Source organism: Nitrospirillum goiasense (assembly GCF_034427435.1).
Taxonomy (GTDB): domain Bacteria; phylum Pseudomonadota; class Alphaproteobacteria; order Azospirillales; family Azospirillaceae; genus Nitrospirillum.
This window is the reverse complement of the sequence record NZ_JAXQNP010000002.1, coordinates 397,186-418,340: the sequence shown is the minus strand read 5'-3', so window position 1 is coordinate 418,340 and position 21,155 is coordinate 397,186. Positions and strand designations below refer to the sequence as shown.

Sequence of the window (21,155 nt, the reverse complement as noted above, 5' to 3'; positions counted from 1 at the left end):
CCGATTGCCCCCCCATGTCAAGCGGTTGGCCTTGGGACCCAGGGTCGCATACAAAATAAGGGGCCGCGAGCGCGAAAGCTTACTTCGCTGGAGGTAGCGCCCTTCCGGGACTGGCGCCCATCCATATCGCTCCGTTACAAAACGATACAAAGAGCGGCTTTTCCCGTAACACAACCCTCTGTAGCTTCAGCCTCGAAACCGGCGGACCGGCGTGGATCACGTTATGGGCGTGATCGTACGTTGCAAATCAGGCGTTGTCCGCCACCACGGTCGCGGGGGCCGTGGGTTCGCCGGCGGACGCGTCACTTTTGGGCCTTCCCAAAAGCTCCTGTCGCTCGCCCCCACGAACCCTTGCTTCCCATCGTCCGTGCCACAGCCAATCCCGGCATCCCGACGGCAGCTGTCGGATGCCGGCTGGACAGAAGGCTTAAAGACGATGAGCATCCATTCCGCTGAACTGCCGGCCGATCGGTCCGATCTTGATGTCTATGCGCCGGCGGGCTCGCCGGGCCGCGTTCGCGGACGATCGGGGGTGAAGCGCTACCGCTGGTGGTTGCTCGCCGGAGGCATCGTCGTCCTGGGCGCCGTCGCCGCCGCCGTCCTCATGCGCTCCGGCGCCAAGCCGGCGGCCCCCGCCGCGGCCCCGGCCAAGGTGTCCGCCCTGCCGGTGACGGTGGCGCCCGTGATCGTGGCCCCCGTCACCCGCACCCTGCTGGTCACCGGCTCGCTGGCCGCCTTCGATGACCTGCCCATCGGCACGGAAACGTCGGGCCTGGCCCTGGCCGAGGTTTTGGTCGACATCGGTGACGCGGTGAAGAAGGGCCAACTGCTGGCTCGCTTCAATGACAGCGTGCTGCGCGCCGACGTGGCGGAGAAAGAGGCGCTGTTGACCGAGGCCAAGGGCAACGTGGTCGAGGCCGACGCCAACTATGCCCGCGCCCAGGATCTGGTGCGCACCGGCGCCATGAGTGCCCGCGACCTGGACAACCGCCGCGCCCTGGCCGTCAGCATGCGCGCCCGCGTCGGCGTGGCCGAGGCCAACCGCGACCTTTCCATCGCCAAGCTGAAGCAGTCGGAGGTGCGGGCCCCCGCCGACGGCACCATCACCGCCCGCACCGCCCGTATCGGCGCGGTGCTGTCCGCCGGCGGGACGGAACTGTTCCGCATGATCCGCGACAACCGGGTGGAACTGGTGGCCGAGGTGCCCGAGAACGACATGATGGTGGCCAAGGCCGGCCAGACGGTGAACATCACCGTCGACGGCGACAACATGGCCCATCACTACACCGGCACCATCCGCGTGGTGGAACCGACTGTGGACAGCAAGACCCGCCTGGGCCATCTGCGCATCGACCTGGAGCGGAACCCCGACCTGCGCCCCGGCATGTTCGTCACCGGCCGCGTGGCTGTTGGCCAGGCCAATGGCCTGGTGGTGCCGGAGGCTGCCATCGTCTACCGCGAGGTGCGGCCCGTCGTCTTCGTCGTGGACCAGGACAATAAGGTCGCTGCCCGCAGCGTCACCACGGGTGCCCGGCAGGACGGCACCATCGCCATCGTCTCCGGCGTGAAGGCGGGCGAGAAGGTGGTGCTGTCCGGCGCCGGGTACTTGAAGGACGGCGACTTGGTCACGGTGGTCGACAAGCCGGTCGAAGGCACGGTCAAGCCGCTGCCGGTGCAGCAGTAAATCGGGTAAGGGGGCCCCATCATGAGCAGCGGCAATATCTCCGCGGTCGCCATCCGCCATCCCATCCCGCCCATCGTCCTGTTCATCGTCCTGATCATCGCGGGCATCGTCGCTTATTTCAGCCTGGACGTGACCGGCAACCCGGACCTTGATTTCCCGGTCGTCACCGTGACGGTCAGCCGCCCCGGCGCGGCGCCGTCGGAAATGGAAGTCCAGGTGACCAAGCTGGTCGAGGACGCGGTGTCCAGCATCGTCGGCCTGGATCACGTGTCGTCCGACATCACCGACGGCCTGTCCAATACGGTGCTGGAATTCAAGATCGGCTACGACACCGACCGCGCCGTGAACGACGTGCGCAACGCCATCTCACGCATCCGGGCCAACCTGCCGTCCGACATCTATGAGCCGCAGGTGGAACGCCAGGATGTGACCGGCGATGAGATCCTTACCTACGCCGTCGCTTCCGACACGCGGTCGGTGGAGGAACTGTCGTGGCTGATCGACAATGAGATCAGCCGCGCCATCACCCATGTGCCCGGTGTGGGCGCCACGGACCGCTTCGGCGGCCTGGACCGGGAAATTCGCATCAACCTCGACCCCAACCGCTTGATGGCGCGGGGCATCACCGCGGATGAGGTCAATTCCCAGCTACGGGCGTTGAACGTGGACCTGCCGGGTGGCCGGGGTGCCGTGGGGACCAAGGAACAGTCCATCCGTACCCTGGGCTCCGCCCGCACGGTGGAGGAACTGGCCAACACCGAGATCACCATCCCCGTCTACTTCGGCACCTTCGCCGGTTCCGCCGCCAAGGTCCGGCTCAGCGACCTGGGCACCGTCACCGACGGCACGTCGGAGATGCGCTACATCTCCCGCTATGACGGCCAGCCCACGGTCGGGTTCAGCATCCGCCGCGCGCCCCATTCCTCGGAAGTGACCATCGCCAAGGGCGTGGACGAGGAAATCGGCAAGCTGAGCAAGCAGTACCCCGACGTCCACTTCAACCTGATCTTCGACAACGTCAAATACACCAAGCAGAGCTTCGCCGGCTCGGTGGAGGCCCTGGTCCTGGGGTCTTTCCTGGCGGTGCTGGTGGTGTGGTGGTTCCTGCGCGATGGCCGCGCCACCTTCATCTCGGCTCTGGCCATGCCGCTGTCGACCATTCCGACCTTTCTGGTCATGAAGTGGTTCGGCTTCTCGCTGAACGGCGTGACGCTGCTGGCGCTGTCGCTGGTGGTCGGCATCCTGGTCGACGATGCGATCGTGGAAATCGAGAACATCGTCCGCCACATCCGCATGGGCAAGCGCCCCTTCCAGGCGGCGCTTGAGGCGGCGGACGAGATCGGCCTGGCGGTGGTCGCCACCACCATGACCATCGTCGTCGTCTTCCTGCCGGTGTCCTTCATGTCCGGCATCGTCGGGCAGTACTTCAAGTCCTTCGGCGTGACGGTGGCCGTGGCCGTCCTGTTCTCGCTGCTGGTGGCGCGCCTGATCACGCCGCTGATGGCGGCCTACATGCTGAAGCCGGCGCAGCCCGATCACCATAGCGAGGATGGCCGCTGGATGCGGCAGTACAGCCGGCTGCTGGGGTGGAGCATGAGCCACCGCTGGCTGACCGTGCTGGCCGGCGTGGGCATCTTCGCCGTCTCGCTGGTCATGGCCGCCATGTTGCCTTCCGGCTTCGTGCCGCCCAGCGACAACGGCCTGTCCACCGTGCAGGTCATCCTGCCGCCAGGCGCCACTCTGGCCGAAACGGACGCGACCACCCAGATGGTGGGCAACATCCTGGCCAAGCGGCCCGAGGTGCTGCACGTCTGGACCCGCGCTGGCCGCAATAACCAGCTGCGCAATGGCGCTGTCACCGCCATCCTGAAGCCCAAGTCCGAGCGCATGAGCAAGCAGGACTTCGAGGCAGCCGTGACGCCGGACCTGAACCGTGTGCCGGGCGCCCACATCGGCTTCAACTCGTCCATCGGCTGGGGGGCCAAGGACATCAGCGTGCTGCTGACCAGTAACGACGGCCCCGCGCTGGAACGCTTCTCTAACCAGGTGCTGGACGACATGCGGCAGCAGCCCTTCTTGGCCAACGTCACCTCCACCGCTGCCCTGCTGCGCCCAGAAATCCAGATCCGCCCCTTCTTCGACCGGGCGGCCGAGCAGGGCGTGTCCGTGGCCGCCATCGGCCAGGTGGCCAAGATCGCGACCCTGGGCGACCTGGACACCAGCGTGGCCAAGTTCAACCTGGGCGACCGCCAGGTGCCCATCCGGGTGCAGATTGATCCCAAGTACCGGTCCGACATGGACGTGGTGGAGAACCTGCGCGTCCGCACCTCCGCCGGCGACCTGCTGCCGCTGCGGGCGGTGGCCAGCATCGGCATGGGTGCCGGTGCCGTGGAGATCGAGCGCTTCGACCGGGCCCGCAAGATCGCGGTCGAGGCCGACCTGCGTGGCATCGAGGTGGGCGAGGCCATGAAGAAGATCGATGAACTGCCGTCCATGGCCCACATGCCGCCGGGCATCTCGAAGCCTGCCTACGGGCAGACGCAGGAGATGCAGAACATGATGATCGGCTTCGCCATCGCGCTGGCCACCGCCTTCCTGCTGATCCTGGCGGTGCTGATCCTGCTGTTCCGCAACTTCTTCCAGCCGCTGACCATCATGACCGCCCTGCCGCTCAGCTTCGGCGGCGCCTTCGCGGCCCTGATGATCGGCCATATGTCGCTGTCGCTGCCTGCCCTCATCGGCATCCTGATGCTGATGGGCATCGTCACCAAGAACTCCATCCTGCTGGTGGAATACGCCATCGTCTCGATGCGCGACCGGGGCATGAGCCGCCGCGAGGCCCTGCTGGACGCGGGTGCCAAGCGTGCCCGGCCCATCATCATGACCACCATCGCCATGGTGGCGGGCATGGTTCCCATCGCCATCGGCGTCGGCAACGACAGTTCCTTCCAGCAGCCCATGGCGACGGCGGTCATCGGCGGCCTGATCACCTCCACCCTGCTGTCCCTGGTGTTCGTCCCCGCGGTCTTCACCATCGTGGACGACATCAACAAGTGGCTGTCGCCCAAGTTCGGCCGCTTCATCACCCCGAAGGAGGGGGCGCCCCACGCCGCCCCCCTGCATCCGGTGGTGAAAAGCGCGGAGTGACCGCTGCGGCGGGCGACTGAGGATGGGCGGGTTCCGCAAGGGGCCCGCCCTTTTTCATGAGCGCCCCCCGGGCCTGGTCCGGGGCGCTTCAGTTCCCCAGCAGGCCGGCCCCCATATTGACGCCCAGCGCCAGGATGGCGGTGTTGAACAGGAAGGACAGCAGGCTGTGGGCCAGCACCGGCCGGCGGATGGCAGCACCTTGCGTCGTCACGTCCGACACCTGGGCCGTCATGCCGATGGTGAAGGCGAAGTAGAGGAATTCCCAATAATCGGGCTGCGTGCAGCCGGGGAACTCGATGCCCTTGCCCTCCAGCCAGTAGGAATGGGCGTAGTGCTGGGCGAAGATGACGTGGACGAAGCTCCACGAGCACAGCACGGTGGCCGCCCCCAGGGCGGCGCTGCTGCCGACATGGGCCGTGCCCTTGGCGTCCGCCACCTCCAGCACGATGGCGACCAGCGAGGCCAGGGCCGCCGTGCTGGCGACCAACAGGATGATCCACTTGCCCGATTCCAGTTCCCGCGCGCGGGACCGCATGCTGTCCAGGTTGGCGCGGCCGAACTGGATCAGCACCAGGGTGATGTAAAGGGCGACGCCGGCGCACCAGCCGATCAGCACGGCGCTGACCGTATGGGCGGCACGCGACGCGGCCAGGCCCGCGGCACCGCCGAACGCCAGCCCGATGAACAGGCTGGGATGGTAGCGAAAGGGCTGGAATGCATTGACGATGGCCATGAGGTCGGGCCCGAAGGCGGTGGGGAGGGATCATCCAGCGTTAAGCGGACAGCCAAGCCGGGGCAAGAAAACAAGTGGAAGGACCGGGCCGGCGTTTCGACCGAGGTGGGGGAAGCGGGGCTAGGCCCCGGGGTATGCCGGGCGTAAAAGGCGGCGATGGGACAAGGCGAAGCGTCCGCAACGGTCCCGCTCACGCCCCGCTATCCCCTTTGGCCTAGGGATGTGAGGCCGAACGGTGTGCCGTATCGACAACGCGCCTGTTGCAATAGCGTCCAAAACATCGTCCTCTGGCGCCCTGACTGGCTGGATGCCCTTTGATACGGGTGCCGGCTTTCCTGGTTTCTTGCCGTCATTATCGGGGTGGAGGCCCCGTCGCCCATGGTGCGTAGCTTCGCCGCGGCCCTCGCTTTGGCTGTCTTCCTGCCCGCCGCCGCCACAGCTTCCCCGCAAGAGCGCGCGCCAGCGCCCCAGCCGGTGGCCGCCCAGCCGTCATCCCCCCAGGCCCCATCCCCTCAGAACGGGCCCGGCGCTCCTCCCCAGGCGTCTCCCAAGACTCCCCCCGCTGGGGCGACTCAGGCGCCGGCCGATACCGGCCCCTTCGCCCTGACCGGGCAGGAGGTGAATGCCGAGCGTGATGATCCCGAGGCCTGCTTCACCTTCAATCGGCCCCTGGCCAAGGCCCGGCCCGGCCTGCAGGACCCCTATGCCGGCAAGGTCGAGGTGTTGGCCAGGAACACCACCCCTGCCGGTGCGGCCACCCCTGCGGCCACCGCCGAGGCCGGGACCCCCGTGCAGAAGCCGGTGGTGGCGCGGGATCGTACCCTGTGCGTCCAGAAGCTGGAGCACGGCCACCGCTACACCGTCACCCTGAAGGCCGGCCTGCCCGCCGCCGGGGGGCTGAGACCCTGGCCGCGCCGCAGTCGCGCGAGATTGAGGTGCTGAACCGCCGCCCGGTCCTGTCCTTCCGGGGCGGCGGCTACATCCTGCCCCGCATCGGCCGCGAGGGCCTGCCGCTGCGCACCATCAATGTCGAGCGCGCGCGCCTGCAGGTGCTGCACATCAAGGACCGCTCCCTGGTGGAGCAGATTTACTACGGCCGCCTGAACCAGACCCTTAACGACTTGGATGTCGGCTCGCTGGTGGAAAAGAATGGCGAGCTGGTGTGGCGCGGTGAAATGGCCGTCGGCGCCAAGCGCAACCAGGCGCAGGTGACGCCGTTCCCCATCGACGCCGTCCTGGGCCAGCTGAAGCCTGGCGTCTATGTCGCGGTGGCGGAGGATGCGGGCGCCAAGACCGCCGGCTGGGAAGGCCGCGCCACCCAGTGGTTCATCGTCTCCGACCTGGGCCTGACCACGCTGTCGGGCACCAACGGCTTGCAGGTCTACGTCCATTCCCTGCGCACCGCCACGCCGCTGGCGGGGGTGGAGGTGCGGGTGGCCGCCCGCGACAACAAGGAATTGGGCAAGGCGCTGACGGGCCCCGATGGCGCCGCCCGTTTCGACCCGGCCTCTGGTGCGGCCAAGGGCCAGGCCCTGTTCGCCAGCACCAAGGACGGCGACTTCAGCTTCCTGGATCTGTCGGCCCCTGGCCTGGACCTGGCCGCGCGCGGCGCCGCCGGCCGTCCCGCCCCGGGCGCCCTGGACGCCTATGTCTTCGCTGAGCGCGGCATCTATCGCCCGGGTGAGGTGGTGCATGTCACCGCCCTGCTGCGCGACGCCGCCGGCCAGGCGGTGGCGGGGCGTCCCCTGACCCTGAAGGTCCAGCGCCCCGATGGGCTGGAGATCGAGCGCTACAGCCTCACCGACCGGGGCATGGGGGGCTTTGCCGCCACCGTGGACCTGCCCGGCAACGCCGCCACTGGCACCTGGATCGTCACGGCCCATGCCGACGCGGATGGCACCGCCGTGGGCACCCTGCGCTTCCAGGTGGCGGATTTCGTGCCGCCGCGCGTGAACCTGGACCTGTCCGCCGACCAGGCGCGGGTGGGGCCGGACGGCACCCTGACGCTGTCGATCAACGGCCGCACGCCCAGCGGCGCGCCCGCCGCCAATCTGGCCGGCACCTTGTCGGTCACGCTGCGCGCCGCCGCCGATCCCTTCCCCGAGCTTCAGGGGCCGCAATTCCAAGGCTACCGCTTCGGCCTGGCGCAGGAGGACGGCGCCCCCCGGCAGGAAACCCTGCCCGGTTTCGCCACCGACGCCAACGGTGTCGCCACCGTGGCCGTGTCGCTGAAGGGCAAGCTGGACGGGTCCCGCCCGCTGGAGGCGGTGTTCCATGCCGCCCTGTTCGACGTGGGCGGCGGCACCACCGGCCACGATCTGGTGGTCCCGGTGGAGCGGCATCCCTACACCATCGGCATCCGTCCGCGGTTCAACGATGACGCCGTGCCCGAAGGGGCCACGGCGGCCTTTGACGTCATCGCCGTGTCGCCGGACGGCAAGCCGCTGGACAAGGGGCAGCTGTCCTACGACCTGTATGAGGAACGCCTGGACTATGTCTGGTTCGAGGCCAACGGCAGCTGGGACTACAAGCCCCAGATTCACGACCAGAAGGTGACGGGCGGCACGCTGGCGACAACGGCCAAGGCGCCGGCCGGCGTCGAGGTGCCGGTATCGTCCGGCCGCTACCGGCTGGAGGTCTACGATCCCGCCACCGGCGTGTCGGGCAGCGTGCGCTTCGCCGCCGGCTCCTGGGTCAGCGCCCGGCTGGGTGAGACACCGGACGCCGTGGAGGTGACGGTGAAGGGCGCCGTGGGCGGCGGTCCGGTGGTGCCGGGGGCCAAGGCGGCCGTCTTTGTGCGTCCCCCCTACCGCAGCACCGTGCTGATCACCCTGGCCGACCGGGCGGTCCGTCAGACCCTGACCCGCGAGATCGGGGCCGAGGGCGCCCTGGTGGAAATCCCGGTGGACGCCGACATCGGCGGCGGCGCCTATGTCATCGCCAACGCCTTCGCGCCCGTGGAGGCCGGCCGCCGCTCGCTGCCGCGCCGCGCCGTCGGGGTGGACTTCCTGCCCGTGACCCTGGCCAGCCGCACGCTGGCGCCCAAGGTCGAAGGCCCGGCGGAGGCCAAGCCGCGCCAGACGGTGCATATCCCCGTCGTGGTGCCTGGTGTGGCCGCCGGTCAGGGTGTCCACCTGGTGCTGGCCGCCGTGGACCAGGGTGTGCTGGACCTCACCGGCTACAAGACCCCGGACCCGGAGGCTTGGTTCTTTGGTCAGCGCCAACTGGGCGTCGAGATCCACGACGTATACGGCCGGTTGACCGCGCCGCATGGCGCGCCGCCCGTCGTCGCGCCCGCGTCCGTCCCCACTTCCGACGCGGTGCCCCCCCGGGGCGCGCCGGTCGTGGCCCTCTATTCGGGCATCCTGCCCGTGGGGAATGACGGGAAGGTGCAGGTGCCCCTGACGCTGCCGGACTTCCAGGGCCGCCTACGCCTGATGGCCACCGTGTGGTCGGCCGGTGCCTTGGGCCATGCCGACCGGGTGCTGTCGGTGCGCGACCCGGTGCGTGCCGATGTGGCGCTGCCCCGCTTCCTGGCGCCGGACGATACCGTCCGCCTGGCCTTGACCCTGAACAACGTCAGCGGTACGCGGGGCACCTACACGGTGACCCTGCAGGCCGAGGGCCCGCTGGCCTTCCCGGTGGACACGGCCAACCGGGGCGTGGGCGCCAAGAAGCGCAAGGGCAAGGACGTCCAGCGGCCGGAGCCGCGGGAGATCGTGGCCGTGTTCCATGGCCTGGCCAAGGGCGGCAAGGTCACCCTGAACCGCGTGATGAAGGGCCTGGCCGTTGGCTCGGGCCGCCTGCTCATGACGGTCAAGGGGCCGGAGGGCGTGGTGCTGTCGCGGGAGTTCACCGTGCCGGTGCGGGGCAATCTGCCCGTCGTCACCCGGCATGAGACGGCGGACATCCGGCCCGGCGCCAGCGTCCAGGTCCCCACCGAATCGGTCCAGGGCCTGCGCCCGGAGACGGCGGTGTCGGGCCTGGCGCTCAGTCCCCTGCCGGAGCTGGACGTGCCCGGGCTGCTCATGACCCTGGACCGCAACCCTTATGGCTCCTCCGAACAGATCGCCAGCCGCGCGCTGCCGCTGCTCTATCTGGGGGATGCGGGCAAGGCCCTGGGCCTCTACACCGACGCCACCCTGCGGGAGCGTATCGACCGCGCCATCGACAAGCTGCTGACCCTGGAGCGGGCGGACGGCGGTTTCGCCCTGTGGTCGGCGGACGGCCCGGCGGAGCCCTGGCTATCGGCCTATGTCATGGACTTCCTGACCCGGGCGCGCGACACCGGCCACGCCGTGCCGGACGCGCCCTATCGCAAGGGCCTGGACTGGCTGGTGCGCAGCATCGGCAACAGCTGGGTGGAGCCGGCCGACCTGCCCGCCCGCGCCTATGGCCTGGCCGTGGTGGCCAAGGCCAAGGCGGTGGACGCCACGCCGGTGCGCTATTTTTATGAAACCTTCTGGGACAAGCTGCCGACCCGCCTGGCGCGGGCGCATGTCGCGGCGGCGCTGGCCGCCGTGGGGCTGCCCCAGGCCCAAGACGCCTACAACAGGGTCGACGGCCTGCGCATCACCCTGCCGGGCATGCGCGACTTTGGGTCCGACCTGCGGGACCGGGCGGCCAGCCTGGCCTTGCTGGCCGAGGGCAACGCGCCCCTGGACCGGGTGATCGCCCAGGCGCGCGAGGTGCAGGGCCTGCTGCGCGAACCGGCGCTGATCAGCAGCCAGGAACGCGCCTGGCTGCTGGTGGCCAGCCGGGGCCTGATGCAGCGCGCCGGCTCCATGACCTTGGGGTTGGCGGGGCAGGCGCCGGCCGAGACCCGGCCCCTGGTGCGCCGTCTGGAGATCGGCGGCCGCGCCTTGACCGTCACCAACGGCGGGCAGGCGCCGATACAGCGTACGGTTGCCGTCGCCGGTGTTCCCCTGGTTGAAGCCCCGGTCCCGGCCAATTCCAGTCAGGGCTATACCATCGAACGCCGCTTGCTGGACCTGAAGGGCCGGCCGGTGGACCCGGCCCGCATCCACCAGAACGACCTGCTGGCCGTCGTGCTGTCGGGCAAGGTGGAGGGGACGGCCCCGACCCAGGTGCTGGTCAGCGACCCCGTGGCGGCGGGTTTGGCCATCGAGACGGTGCGCATCGCCCGGGGCGGCTTGCCGCCGGAGTTGGCGGGCGCCGTGGGCGATTTGAGCGACGCCACCCATGTGGAGGCGCGCGAGGATCGCTACGTCGCGGCGGTGGACCTGCCGGCGGACCGCCGCGAGTTCCGGCTGGTCTACCTGGTGCGGGCGGTGCTGCCAGGCACCTACTCCCTCGCCCCGTCGCAGGTGGAGGAATGGACCTCGCCCAACCACCAGGCCACCGGCGCCGCCGGTAGCCTCACCATCCTCCCCTGAGCCGACCCAGTATGAAAACAGCCCCGGAAGCGTCGCTTCCGGGGCTGTTTTTTCAAGCATGTCAGCCGGCGGTGACCTCAGGCCAGGGCCACCCACACCGCTTCGCGGCCCTTGGGCGCGTCGGCGATTCGCATCTGCACCCGCTGACCCTCATCCAGATGGTCCATGCCGCACCGGCGCAGGACGCTCTTGTGCACGAAGACGTCCTTGCCGCCGTCATCGGCCAGGACGAAGCCGAAGCCCTTGTCGGCCTTGAACCATTTGACGGTGCCGTCGATCTCGATCTCCGACCCTGTGGGCACCCGGTCCCGGGTGCGCGGGGCGGCGGCGCGCTCCGGCGGGGCCGCCGTGCCGGTGACCTCCACGATGCGCAGCACCTGGGGCCCCTTGGGCCCGGCGCCGATGGTGCAGAGCAGTTCCGTTCCCTCGGAGATGTCCGCCAAGCCCGCCCGGCTGACCACCGAGATGTGCAGGAAAGCGTCGGGCGTTCCGTCCTCAAGGGCGACGAAGCCGAATCCTTTGGAGGTGTTGAACCATTTAACCTGGGCCTTGGCCGGGAGACCCTCGTCCTGGCTGAAGGCGTCATACGATCCGAAGCGTGGCACGAGGCAGTACCTTCCCGATTGCGCCGGGTTCGCCCAGACGGGCGCCGGCCCGATGATCTCACCTCCCAATAACCACCGCGCCGGTGCATCCGGTGTCCCGGAACTGTCCCTGATTTACTATCATTGCGGCGGCTTAACCCGTCTTAATGGTAAACATAAACGCCCCGGGACCGCTACTGTAATGTGTGACAAAATGTTGCGCTGCGGCAGGGACTTCGGCCCCGCCATCCACAGGCATCAGCACGGGCATCTCACCTTCCGCGCCGCCGCTGTTCCCTGGAGCTTGGCGGTCAGCGGCGGCAACGTGGGGTTGCCATGGGTGCGGCGGGGCTGTCGGTGACGATGTGGCCGTCACCGCCGCCTAACGCCGACCTAATGGTCCGCCGTTCAGGAAACGCTTGAGTAGCGCCCGCGATCCAGGCACGTTACCGCCCTAGACCGGGGACCAACGCCCCGGCATGTCGGTTGCCGATACGACCGCCGGGTATGCGTCCCTCGTCGCCAGGTCGGCACCCTGAGCTTCAAAACACGAATTGGAGCGGTGGCCCCCCATACCTGAGTGGTGGGCCGCCCCTGGGGAGAAAACGTATGATGGCCGACCCGGCCGTGAGTGCGGCGCACATTTGGGAACATAGCTATCCGACGGGCGTGGACTGGAACGCGCCCATACCGGTGAAGCCCTTGACGGACTTGTTCGACAGTTCCGCCGCGCGCTTCGCCGACCGTCCCTTCATCGATTTCCTGGGCAAGCGCTACACCTATCGCCAGGGCGCCGACATGGTGGACCGGGTGGCGAAGGGCCTGCAGGCGCTGGGCGTGGGCCGGGGCAGCAATGTCGGCCTGTTCCTGCCCAACACGCCGTATTCCGTCTTCTGCTACTACGGCATCCTGAAGACCGGCGCCACGGTGGTGAACTTCAACCCGCTGTATGCGGAGCGCGAGCTCGTCAAGCAGATCAATGACTCCGAGGTGGAGATCATGATCACGGTCGACGTGCCCCAGTGTTATGGCAAGCTGGTGCCGATGCTGGCCCAGACCTGCCTGAAGAAGATCGTCACCGGCCGCATGGCCGACATCCTGCCCTTCCCCAAGAACCTGCTGTATCCGTTGGTGAAGCGGAAGGACATCGCCCATCCGCCGGCCGACGCCCACAACCTCAGCTTACGCGCCCTGACGGCCAACGATGGCCGCTACACCCCGGTGACCATCGACCCGGTGCAGGACGTGGCGGTGCTGCAGTACACCGGCGGCACCACGGGCATCCCCAAGGGCGCCATGCTGACCCACGCCAACCTGACGGCCAACACGGTGCAGTCGGCGCTGTGGTTCTACCAGGGCCGGCCGGGGCAGGAGCGGATGCTGGGCGTGCTGCCCCTGTTCCATGTCTTCGCCATGACCGGCGTCATGAACCTGTCGATCTACCTGGGGGCGGAGATGATCCTGCTGCCCCGGTTCGAGATCGAGCAGGTGCTGGACACCATCGACAAGAAGAAGCCGACCCAGTTCCCGGCGGTGCCCACCATCTACACCGCCATCAACAACTACAAGGACCGGGCCAAGTACGACCTGTCCTCGCTGGCCTTCAGCATCTCCGGCGGCGCGCCGCTGCCGCTGGATGTCTGCCAGACCTTCGAGGGGCATACCGGCTGCAAGCTGGTGGAGGGCTACGGCCTGTCCGAGTCGTCGCCCGTGGCCACGGTCAACCCCATCGACGGCCCCGTGGGCGGCAAGGTCAAGGTGGGCTCCATCGGCCTGCCGGTCCCCGGCACCATCATCGAGCTCATCGATGTGGAGGATGGCAAGACACCCGTGGCCCAGGGCCAGCGGGGTGAGGTCTGCATCCGCGGGCCGCAGGTGATGAAGGGCTATTGGAAGCGCCCGGATGAAACCGCCATCACCCTGCGCGACGGCCGCCTGCACACCGGCGACGTCGGCTACATGGATGAGGACGGCTACATCTACATCGTCGACCGCATCAAGGACATGATCCTGGCCGGCGGCTACAACGTCTATCCGCGCAATGTGGAGGAGGCGATCTACCTCCATCCTGCGGTCAACGAGTGCATCGTGCTGGGCGTGCCCGATCCCTATCGTGGCCAGACGGTGAAGGCCTACATCAAGCTGACCGACGGCCATACCCTGACCCAGGCCGAGCTGTGCGACTTCCTGCGCGACAAGCTGTCGGCCATCGAGCTGCCCAAGCAGGTGGAGTTCCGTGCCGAATTGCCGAAGACCATGATCGGCAAGCTGTCGCGCAAGGCCCTGCTGGATGAGCTGGAGGCGGAAAAGGCCGCCAAGGCCTCCTGACACCGCCGCGTTTGATTTTGTAGACTGGATCGGCGGCGGTGCCCTGCATCGCCGCCGTTCTCTTTTTCAACCCCGCGATCAGGTTCCCTTATGCCCAAAGTCGTCGTCGCCGGCAGCATCAACACCGATGTCCTCACCACCATGCGCCGCGCCCCGCGTCCGGGGGAGACGGTCAGCGGTGAGACCGTGGCTTTCGGCCGGGGCGGCAAGGGCCTGAACCAGGCGGTCGCCGCCGCCCGGCAAGGCCAGGGGCGCGGTGTCGACGTGGCCTTCATCGGCCGCGTGGGCCGTGACGCCTTCGGCGACCAGGCGGTGGCCTTCCTCCAGGCCAACGGCGTGGACACCCAGGGCGTGGCCCGCACCGACACGGCCACCGGCACCGCCATCGTCATGGTGGATGCCCAGGCGGAGAACAGCATCGTCGTCATCCCCGCCGCCAATGGCGAGGTGGCGCCGGCCGACCTGGACGCCGTCGCCCTCCAGGCGGGCGACATCCTGGTCAGCCAGTTCGAGATCCCCCGCGCCACCATCGCCGATTTCTTCCGCCGGGGCCGCGCCGTCGGCGCCACCACCATCCTCAACGCCGCCCCGGCGCTGGACGACGCGCCCGACAGCCTGTGGGCCGACATCGATATCCTGGTGGTGAATGAGACGGAACTGGGCCATTTCGCCAGCGTGGACCTGGCCGGCGACGCGCCGGTGGACGCCGTCGCCGCGGCGGCCCGCCGGTTGATGCGGCGCCCCGGCCAGACCGTGGTCGCCACCCTGGGCGTGCGTGGCGCCTTGGCGGTCACGGCCGATGACCAGGTCATCGTGCCCGGCCGCACGGTCAAGGCGGTGGACACCACCGGCGCCGGCGACTGCTTCGTCGGCTCCGTGGCCGCGCGCCTGGCCCTGGGCGACACGCTGCCCCAGGCCATGCGCCATGCCAACGTCGCCGCCAGCATCGCGGTGACCCGGGTGGGGGCGGGCGACGCCATGCCCACGGGGGACGAGGTGCTGGCCGTTCTCGCTTGATCCGCCTGGCCTAAGCTGCCCGGCAAGCTTTGCCCGGCGACGCTTTCCGGCCCGGCGCCGGCGGCGGCTTCGTTGCAATCCTGTAGGGAATCCAAGCCCTTCGGCAAGGGGTGCGTCTGGCACACCCCTTGCTCTCCTCCCGGCGCAAAGACGCGACCTTGCCCCCGAGGAGGAGTGGATGTCCTTCGTCCAGGATTGTGTGGACCTGTCCCGCCAGCACTTGATGGCCGGCTTCCTGGCGGAAGCGGAGATGAGCTGCCGCACCGCGCTGGCCACCGATCCGGCCCATGCGGAGGCGACCCACCTGCTGGGTGTGATCGCGCTGAAAGCCAACCGGCCCATCGAGGCCAACGACCTGTTCGAACAGGCCATCGCCCTGGATGGCGAGAACTTCCAATACCACAACAGCCGGGGCGTCCTGCTGTACGGCTGCCGGCAGTTCGAGATGGCGGAGGCCTGCTTCCGCACCGCCGTCGCCCTCAACCCCGACGACGCGGTCAGCCAGAACAACCTGGGTAACGCCCTGCGCGCCCTGGGCCGCCTGGCCGAGGCCGAGGCCCGCTTCCGCGAGGCGGTGGAGATCAACCCCCGCTATGCCGAGGCGCACAACAACCTGGGCAACACCCTGCGCGAACTGGGCAGCCTGGAGGAGGCGGAGTTCTGCTTCCGCCACTCCCTGGGCCTGCTGCCCGACAATCTGGACGCCCTGTACAACCTGGGCACCCTGCTGCTCTACACCGGCCGGCTGGACGAGGCGGGCGGCCTGTTCGCCCAGGTGCTGGCCGCCGACAGCAGCCGGTATGAGGCGGCGATCTGCCTGGCCCAGGTGTTCCAGGGCCAGGATCGCACCGACGATGCCGTCGCGTTGCTGACGGGCGTGCAGACGCGCCTGCCGGATAACCAGGCGGTGCAGTACGCGCTGCAACTGCTGCGCAGCACCCAGGTGCCGGCCTGGCACATCCCCCGCCTGAACGATCATGAACGCAACGACGCCTATGAGGCGGCGCTGCTGCGCGCCATCCGTCCGGGCGACCTGGTGCTGGAACTGGGTGCTGGTTCCGCCCTGGTCAGCATGATGGCGGCGCGGGCCGGTGCCGCCCGCGTCGTGGCGTCGGAGCCCCTGGCCGCCCTGGCCACCGTGGCGCGCGAGACGGTGGCGCTGAACGGTTATGCCGACCGCGTCACCATCGTGGCCAAGAAACCGCAGGACCTGAAGCTGGGCGTGGATCTGCCGCGTCCGGCGGACGTGCTGGTGTCCGACATCGTCAATGTCGGCATGCTGGCGCCCGACATGCTGGCCATCCTGGACCATGCCCGGCGCAACCTGGCCCGCCCCGGCGCCCGCGTCATTCCCGCCGCGGCCACCGTCTGGGCCCAGTTGATCCAGGCGGACGACCTGCGGCGCGTCAGCCCCATCCGCAGCGTCAGCGGCTTCGACATGAGCCGATTCGACCAGTTCCGCGCGCCCGGCTATCAGCAGATCGACCTGGCCGGCGACGATCACCAGATGCTGTCGGACCCGTTTCCGGCCTGGTTCTTCGACTTCCGCGTCAGCATGCCGGACAGCGACCTGAAAAGCCTGACCGTCCAGGCCACCCGCCCCGGCCTGGTGCAGGGGGTCGCCTTCTGGTTCGACCTGCACATGGACGAGGAGGTGGTCTACAGCTCCCGCTCCGCCGCCCGCACCAACCACTGGAAGCAGGCCGTCTACTTCTTCGGTCACGATTTCCCGGTGAACCAGGGCCAGCCCATGCTGCTGGGTACCGGCTACGACCGCACCCAGATACATTTTTTTATCTGAGTTCCCTCAAACGGCGGGCGGGCCCATCCGGGCCCTTGCCTTATCCTCGCTGCGCCCTTCGGTACTCGCTCCGGCGGCCGCGGTCGCGGCCTAGGGGCGCTTTCATTGAAGGGGGGGTAACAGCGGCATGAGCCTAGCTCATGCCGTAGGACGCGACTGCGTCCGCCAGAGCTTTCTGAGGAGCGTCAGCGGATTGGAAAGCGAGGAAAGCCAAGCCAGCGGATGTTGGCGCCCCGCGCTTGAGGGCGTGATTTATCAAGCCAACGGTTACCCCCAACGGATGAAGTTGAAAGTTGATTCAGGCCCATTGACATCCGCCGTCCCCGCCCTTACGTTTACGTAAACGTAAGGCGCCGACCCTCCGCGGAACGAGGGGGTTTCGGCCAGCCCAGGGAGAGGACCATGCCCGACGGAGCGCCCGTGACGGCGGTGGAAGAGACCTACACCATCAGTCAATTGGCCGAGGCCTTCGAGCTGACGCCCCGCACCATCCGCTATTATGAGGACGAGGGCCTCCTGACCCCCCGACGCGAGGGGCAGCAGCGGGTCTATACCCATCGTGACTGGGCGCGCCTGAAGCTCATCATGCGCGGCAAGCGCCTGGGCTTCACCATCGCCGGCATCAAGGATTTCCTGGATCTGTACGATGTGGGCGACGCCCAGGTCGAGCAGATGCGCTTCCTGCTGAAAAGCGCGCGCGACCGCATCACCACCCTGGAACAGCAGTTGCGCGACGTGCAGCAGACCCTGGTCGACCTCAAGGATATCGAGAGCCTGGTCGTCGACCATCTGGCCAAGAAGGGGGCCCTGGACGTCTGACCGACGCCGGGTCCTTTTTTCCATCCGTTCCCCCGTGCCGGGGACGCATCCCGGCACGGTCCTTCCCGCACCCCAATGATCCGGCGCCCGCCAAATGAGGCGCCGACCCGTTTGCCAAGGCGAGGAGCACACCAATGACTAAAGCCGTTATCGCCGGTTACGCCCGGTCCCCGTTCACGCTGGCCAACAAGGGCGACCTGGTGAAGGTCCGTCCGGATGATCTGGCCGCGGCGGTGGTCAAGGCGCTGGTCGCGCGCACCGGCGTGAACACCGCCGATCTGGAAGACCTGATCGTCGGTTGCGCCTTCCCGGAAGGGGAGCAGGGCTTCAACGTCGCCAAGCTGATCGGCATGATCGCCGGCCTGCCTCAGGCCGTCGCCGGCACCACGGTCAACCGCTTCTGCGGCTCCTCCATGCAGGCCATCCACATGGCGGCGGGCGCCATCGCGCTGGGCGCCGGCAAGGCCTTCATCGCCGCCGGTGTCGAGAGCATGACCCGCATCCCCATGGGCGGCTTCAACCCCATGCCCAACGCGGCCCTGCACGCCGCCAACCCCGGCGCTTACATGGCCATGGGCATCACCGCGGAAAACCTGGCCAAGAAGTTCGGCTTCAGCCGCGCCGACCAGGAGGCCTACGCCGTCACCTCGCACCAGAAGGCGGCCGCCGCCCAGGCCGCCGGCCGCCTGGCCGATGAGATCGTCGGCATCGACGTGAAGGGCAAGCTGGTGGACAAGGACGGCTGCATCCGCCCCGAAACCACGGCCGAAACCCTGGCTGGCCTGAAGCTGGCCTTCGACCAGGAGGGCACCGTCACCGCCGGCACCTCCAGCCCGCTGACCGACGGCGCGTCGGCCACGCTGGTGACCAGCGAGGAATACGCCAAGGCCCACGGCCTGCCCATCCTGGCCCGCATCCGCTCCATCGCCGTGTCCGGCTGCGACGCCACCATCATGGGCTACGGCCCGGTGCCGGCCTCGCGCAAGGCGCTGGAGCGCGCCGGCCTGACGGTGAAGGACATCGACATCGTGGAGAGCAACGAGGCCTTCGCGGTTCAGTCCATGACCGTGGCGCATGAGCTGGGCTTCGACCCCGCCAAGGTGAACCTGGATGGCGGCGCCATCGCCCTGGGCCACCCGCTGGGCGCCACCGGTGCCCGCATCACCGGCAAGGCCGCCAGCCTGCTGAAGCGCGAAGGCAAGCAGTTCGCGCTGGCCACGCAGTGCATCGGCGGCGGCCAGGGCATCGCCACCGTCCTGGAAGCGGTCTGATCGGCCCCGGTTGAGGAGAGACCCCATGGAAATCAAAAGCGCCGCCGTTATCGGCGCCGGGGTGATGGGCAGCGGCATCGCCGCCCACATCGCCAACGCGGGCATTCCCGTCTTCCTGCTGGACATCGTGCCCCAGGCCGTTAAGGACAGCGGCGGTGACCGCAGCGTCGTCGCCAAGGGGGCGGTCGAAAAGCTGCTGAAGACCGAACCCGCCGCCTTCATGCACAAGGACGCCGCCCGCCTGGTCACCCCCGGCAACACGGAAGACGACCTGGAAAAGCTGAAGGACGTCGACTGGATCATCGAGGCGGTGATCGAGAACAAGGACATCAAGCACGCGCTGTACCGCCGCCTGGACGCGGTGCGCAAGCCGGGCTCGGTCGTCAGCTCCAACACCTCCACCATCCCGCTGGAGATCCTGCTGGAGGGCGCCAGCGATCAGTTCGCCGCCGACTTCATGATCACCCACTTCTTCAACCCGCCGCGCTATATGCGGCTGCTGGAGATCGTGGCCGGCCCCAAGACCCGCGCGGACGCCGTCGATACCATCCGCCAGGTGTGTGACGTGCGCCTGGGCAAGGGCGTCGTGCACTGCAAGGACACCCCCGGCTTCATCGCCAACCGCATCGGCACCTACTGGTTCCAGGCGGCGGTGAACGCCGCCGAGGACCTGGGCCTGACGGTGGAGGAGACGGACCTGATCACCGGCAAGCCCATGGGCCTGCCCAAGACCGGCACCTTCGGCCTGCTGGACCTGGTCGGCATCGACCTGGGGCCGCACATCGCCAAGAGCCTCTTGTCCACCCTGCCGGCGCAGGACGACTACCGCCGCGTCTACCGCGAGAATCCGCTGCAGGCGAAGATGATCGCCGAGGGCTACACCGGCCGTAAGGGCAAGGGCGGTTTCTACCGCCAGACCAAGACGCCCGACGGCAAGCGCATCCGCGAGACCATCGACCTGAAGACCGGCGCCTACCGCCCGACCGTGAAGGCCGAGCTGGCGTCGGCCAAGGAGCGCAGCCTGAAGGGTCTGGTCACCCACAGCGACAAGGGCGGCCAGTATGCCTGGCGGGTGCTGAGCCAGGCGCTGGCCTATGCCGCCAGCCTGGTGCCGGAGATCGCCGATACCATCCTGGACGTCGATGCCGCCATGCGCCTGGGCTACAACTGGAAGCAGGGCCCGTTCGAGATGATCGACGCCCTGGGCACGGCCTGGTTCGCCGAGAAGCTGACCGAGGCCGGCCTGCCGGTTCCCGCCCTGGTGACCCTGGCCGCCGGCCGCCCCTTCTACAAGGTGGAGGATGGCCGCCTGCACTACCTGACCACGCAGGGCGAGTACGCGGTGGTGGAACGCCCCGCCGGCGTGCTGCTGCTGTCCGACGTGAAGCGGGCCTCCAAGCCCGTGGCGAAGACGGCCTCGGCCGCGCTGTGGGATATCGGCGACGGCGTGCTGTGCCTGGAATTCACCGGCAAGATGAACGCCCTGGACGACCAGGTGATGGCCCTCTACCGCAAGGCCATCGACATCATCGGCGACGGCAAGTCCGGGCCTTACAAGGCGCTGGTCATCCATAACGAGGGCGACAACTTCTCCGTCGGCGCCAATCTGGGCCTGGCCCTGTTCGCGCTGAACATCGCCCTGTGGCCGCAGATCGAGCAGGCGACGGCCGAAGGTCAGCAGACCTACAAGGCGCTGAAGTACGCGCCCTTCCCCGTGGTGGGCGCGCCCTCGGGCATGGCCCTGGGCGGCGGCTGCGAGATCCTGCTGCACTGCGACGCGGTGCAGGCGCACGCCGAAAGCTACATCGGCCTGGTCGAGGTGGGCGTGGGCCTGGTGCCCGGCTGGGGCGGCTGCAAGGAAATGCTGTACCGCCACACCTTCAACAAGAAGCGCCCGGGCGGCCCCATGCCGCCCATCGCCAAGGCCTTCGAGTACATCAGCACGGCCAAGGTGGCGAAGTCGGCGTTCGAGGCGAAGGAGATGCTGATCCTGCGCCCGACCGACGGCATCACCATGAACCGCGACCGCCTGCTGGCCGACGCCAAGGCCAAGGCCCTGGAACTGGCCAAGGACTACACGGCGCCCGAGCCGCTGGAAATCCGCTTGCCCGGTCCTGGCGCCCGCACGGCGCTGGACATGGCGGTGGAGGGCTTCCACGGCCAGGGCAAGGCCACCGACCACGATGTGGTGGTGTCCGGCGAGCTGGCCTGGGTGCTGACCGGTGGCGACACCGACATCACCACGGTGCTGACCGAGGACGACCTGCTGGACCTGGAACGCGAGGCCTTCATGCGCCTGGTGCGCACGCCCGGCACCATCGACCGCATCGACCACATGCTGTCCACCGGCAAGCCGCTGCGCAACTGACGCCCTC

At 68.5% G+C, this 21,155-nt stretch carries 12 protein-coding genes; 10 read left to right on the top strand and 2 right to left on the bottom strand.

The window, feature by feature from the left end:
- Positions 1-436 precede the first annotated feature (436 nt).
- Positions 437-1,684, top strand: a complete 1,248-nt coding sequence (locus ULB03_RS04225) for an efflux RND transporter periplasmic adaptor subunit (protein WP_322482031.1) — start codon at positions 437-439, stop codon at positions 1,682-1,684.
- Between the two features lie 21 nt (positions 1,685-1,705).
- Entirely contained in the window at positions 1,706-4,831 is a 3,126-nt protein-coding gene (locus ULB03_RS04220) for an efflux RND transporter permease subunit (RefSeq protein WP_322482030.1), read from the top strand.
- An 88-nt stretch (positions 4,832-4,919) separates the two neighbouring features.
- Here ULB03_RS04220 and ULB03_RS04215 read toward each other — a convergent pair whose 3' ends face one another.
- Entirely contained in the window at positions 4,920-5,564 is a 645-nt protein-coding gene (locus tag ULB03_RS04215) for a DUF1345 domain-containing protein (protein WP_322482029.1), read from the bottom strand.
- 378 nt (positions 5,565-5,942) lie between these two features.
- On the opposite strand from ULB03_RS04215, the gene ULB03_RS04210 reads away from it, so the two are divergent.
- Together ULB03_RS04210 and ULB03_RS04205 are read left to right on the top strand one after the other, a co-directional pair.
- Entirely contained in the window at positions 5,943-6,506 is a 564-nt protein-coding gene (locus ULB03_RS04210; RefSeq protein ID WP_322482028.1) for a hypothetical protein, read from the top strand.
- Positions 6,500-10,960, top strand: coding sequence for an alpha-2-macroglobulin family protein (locus ULB03_RS04205; protein ID WP_322482027.1), 4,461 nt, complete (start codon positions 6,500-6,502; stop codon positions 10,958-10,960). The genes ULB03_RS04210 and ULB03_RS04205 overlap by 7 nt, the downstream gene beginning before the upstream one ends.
- Before the next feature lie 77 nt (positions 10,961-11,037).
- Here ULB03_RS04205 and ULB03_RS04200 read toward each other — a convergent pair whose 3' ends face one another.
- The gene (locus tag ULB03_RS04200; protein WP_322482026.1) at positions 11,038-11,565 is read right to left on the bottom strand and encodes a cold-shock protein; all 528 of its coding nucleotides are present in this window, start codon (positions 11,563-11,565) and stop codon (positions 11,038-11,040) included.
- 588 nt (positions 11,566-12,153) lie between these two features.
- Between ULB03_RS04200 and ULB03_RS04195 the strand changes: the two genes are divergently transcribed.
- From ULB03_RS04195 to ULB03_RS04170, 6 genes are all read left to right on the top strand, one after another.
- Positions 12,154-13,872: a long-chain-fatty-acid--CoA ligase gene (locus ULB03_RS04195; protein WP_322482025.1), complete on the top strand. Its 1,719-nt coding sequence runs from the start codon at positions 12,154-12,156 to the stop codon at positions 13,870-13,872.
- 90 nt (positions 13,873-13,962) lie between these two features.
- The gene (locus tag ULB03_RS04190) at positions 13,963-14,889 is read left to right on the top strand and encodes a ribokinase (protein ID WP_322482024.1); all 927 of its coding nucleotides are present in this window, start codon (positions 13,963-13,965) and stop codon (positions 14,887-14,889) included.
- Between the two features lie 178 nt (positions 14,890-15,067).
- A complete protein-coding gene (locus tag ULB03_RS04185) occupies positions 15,068-16,690 on the top strand; it encodes a tetratricopeptide repeat protein (protein ID WP_322482023.1) in 1,623 nt (540 codons plus the stop codon).
- 402 nt (positions 16,691-17,092) lie between these two features.
- Complete coding sequence (locus tag ULB03_RS04180; RefSeq protein WP_322482022.1) at positions 17,093-17,509, top strand: MerR family transcriptional regulator; 417 nt, start codon at positions 17,093-17,095, stop codon at positions 17,507-17,509.
- A gap of 134 nt (positions 17,510-17,643) precedes the next feature.
- Complete coding sequence (locus ULB03_RS04175) at positions 17,644-18,780, top strand: thiolase family protein (protein ID WP_322482021.1); 1,137 nt, start codon at positions 17,644-17,646, stop codon at positions 18,778-18,780.
- A gap of 25 nt (positions 18,781-18,805) precedes the next feature.
- The gene (locus ULB03_RS04170) at positions 18,806-21,148 is read left to right on the top strand and encodes a 3-hydroxyacyl-CoA dehydrogenase/enoyl-CoA hydratase family protein (RefSeq protein ID WP_322482020.1); all 2,343 of its coding nucleotides are present in this window, start codon (positions 18,806-18,808) and stop codon (positions 21,146-21,148) included.
- Positions 21,149-21,155: the final 7 nt, after the last annotated feature.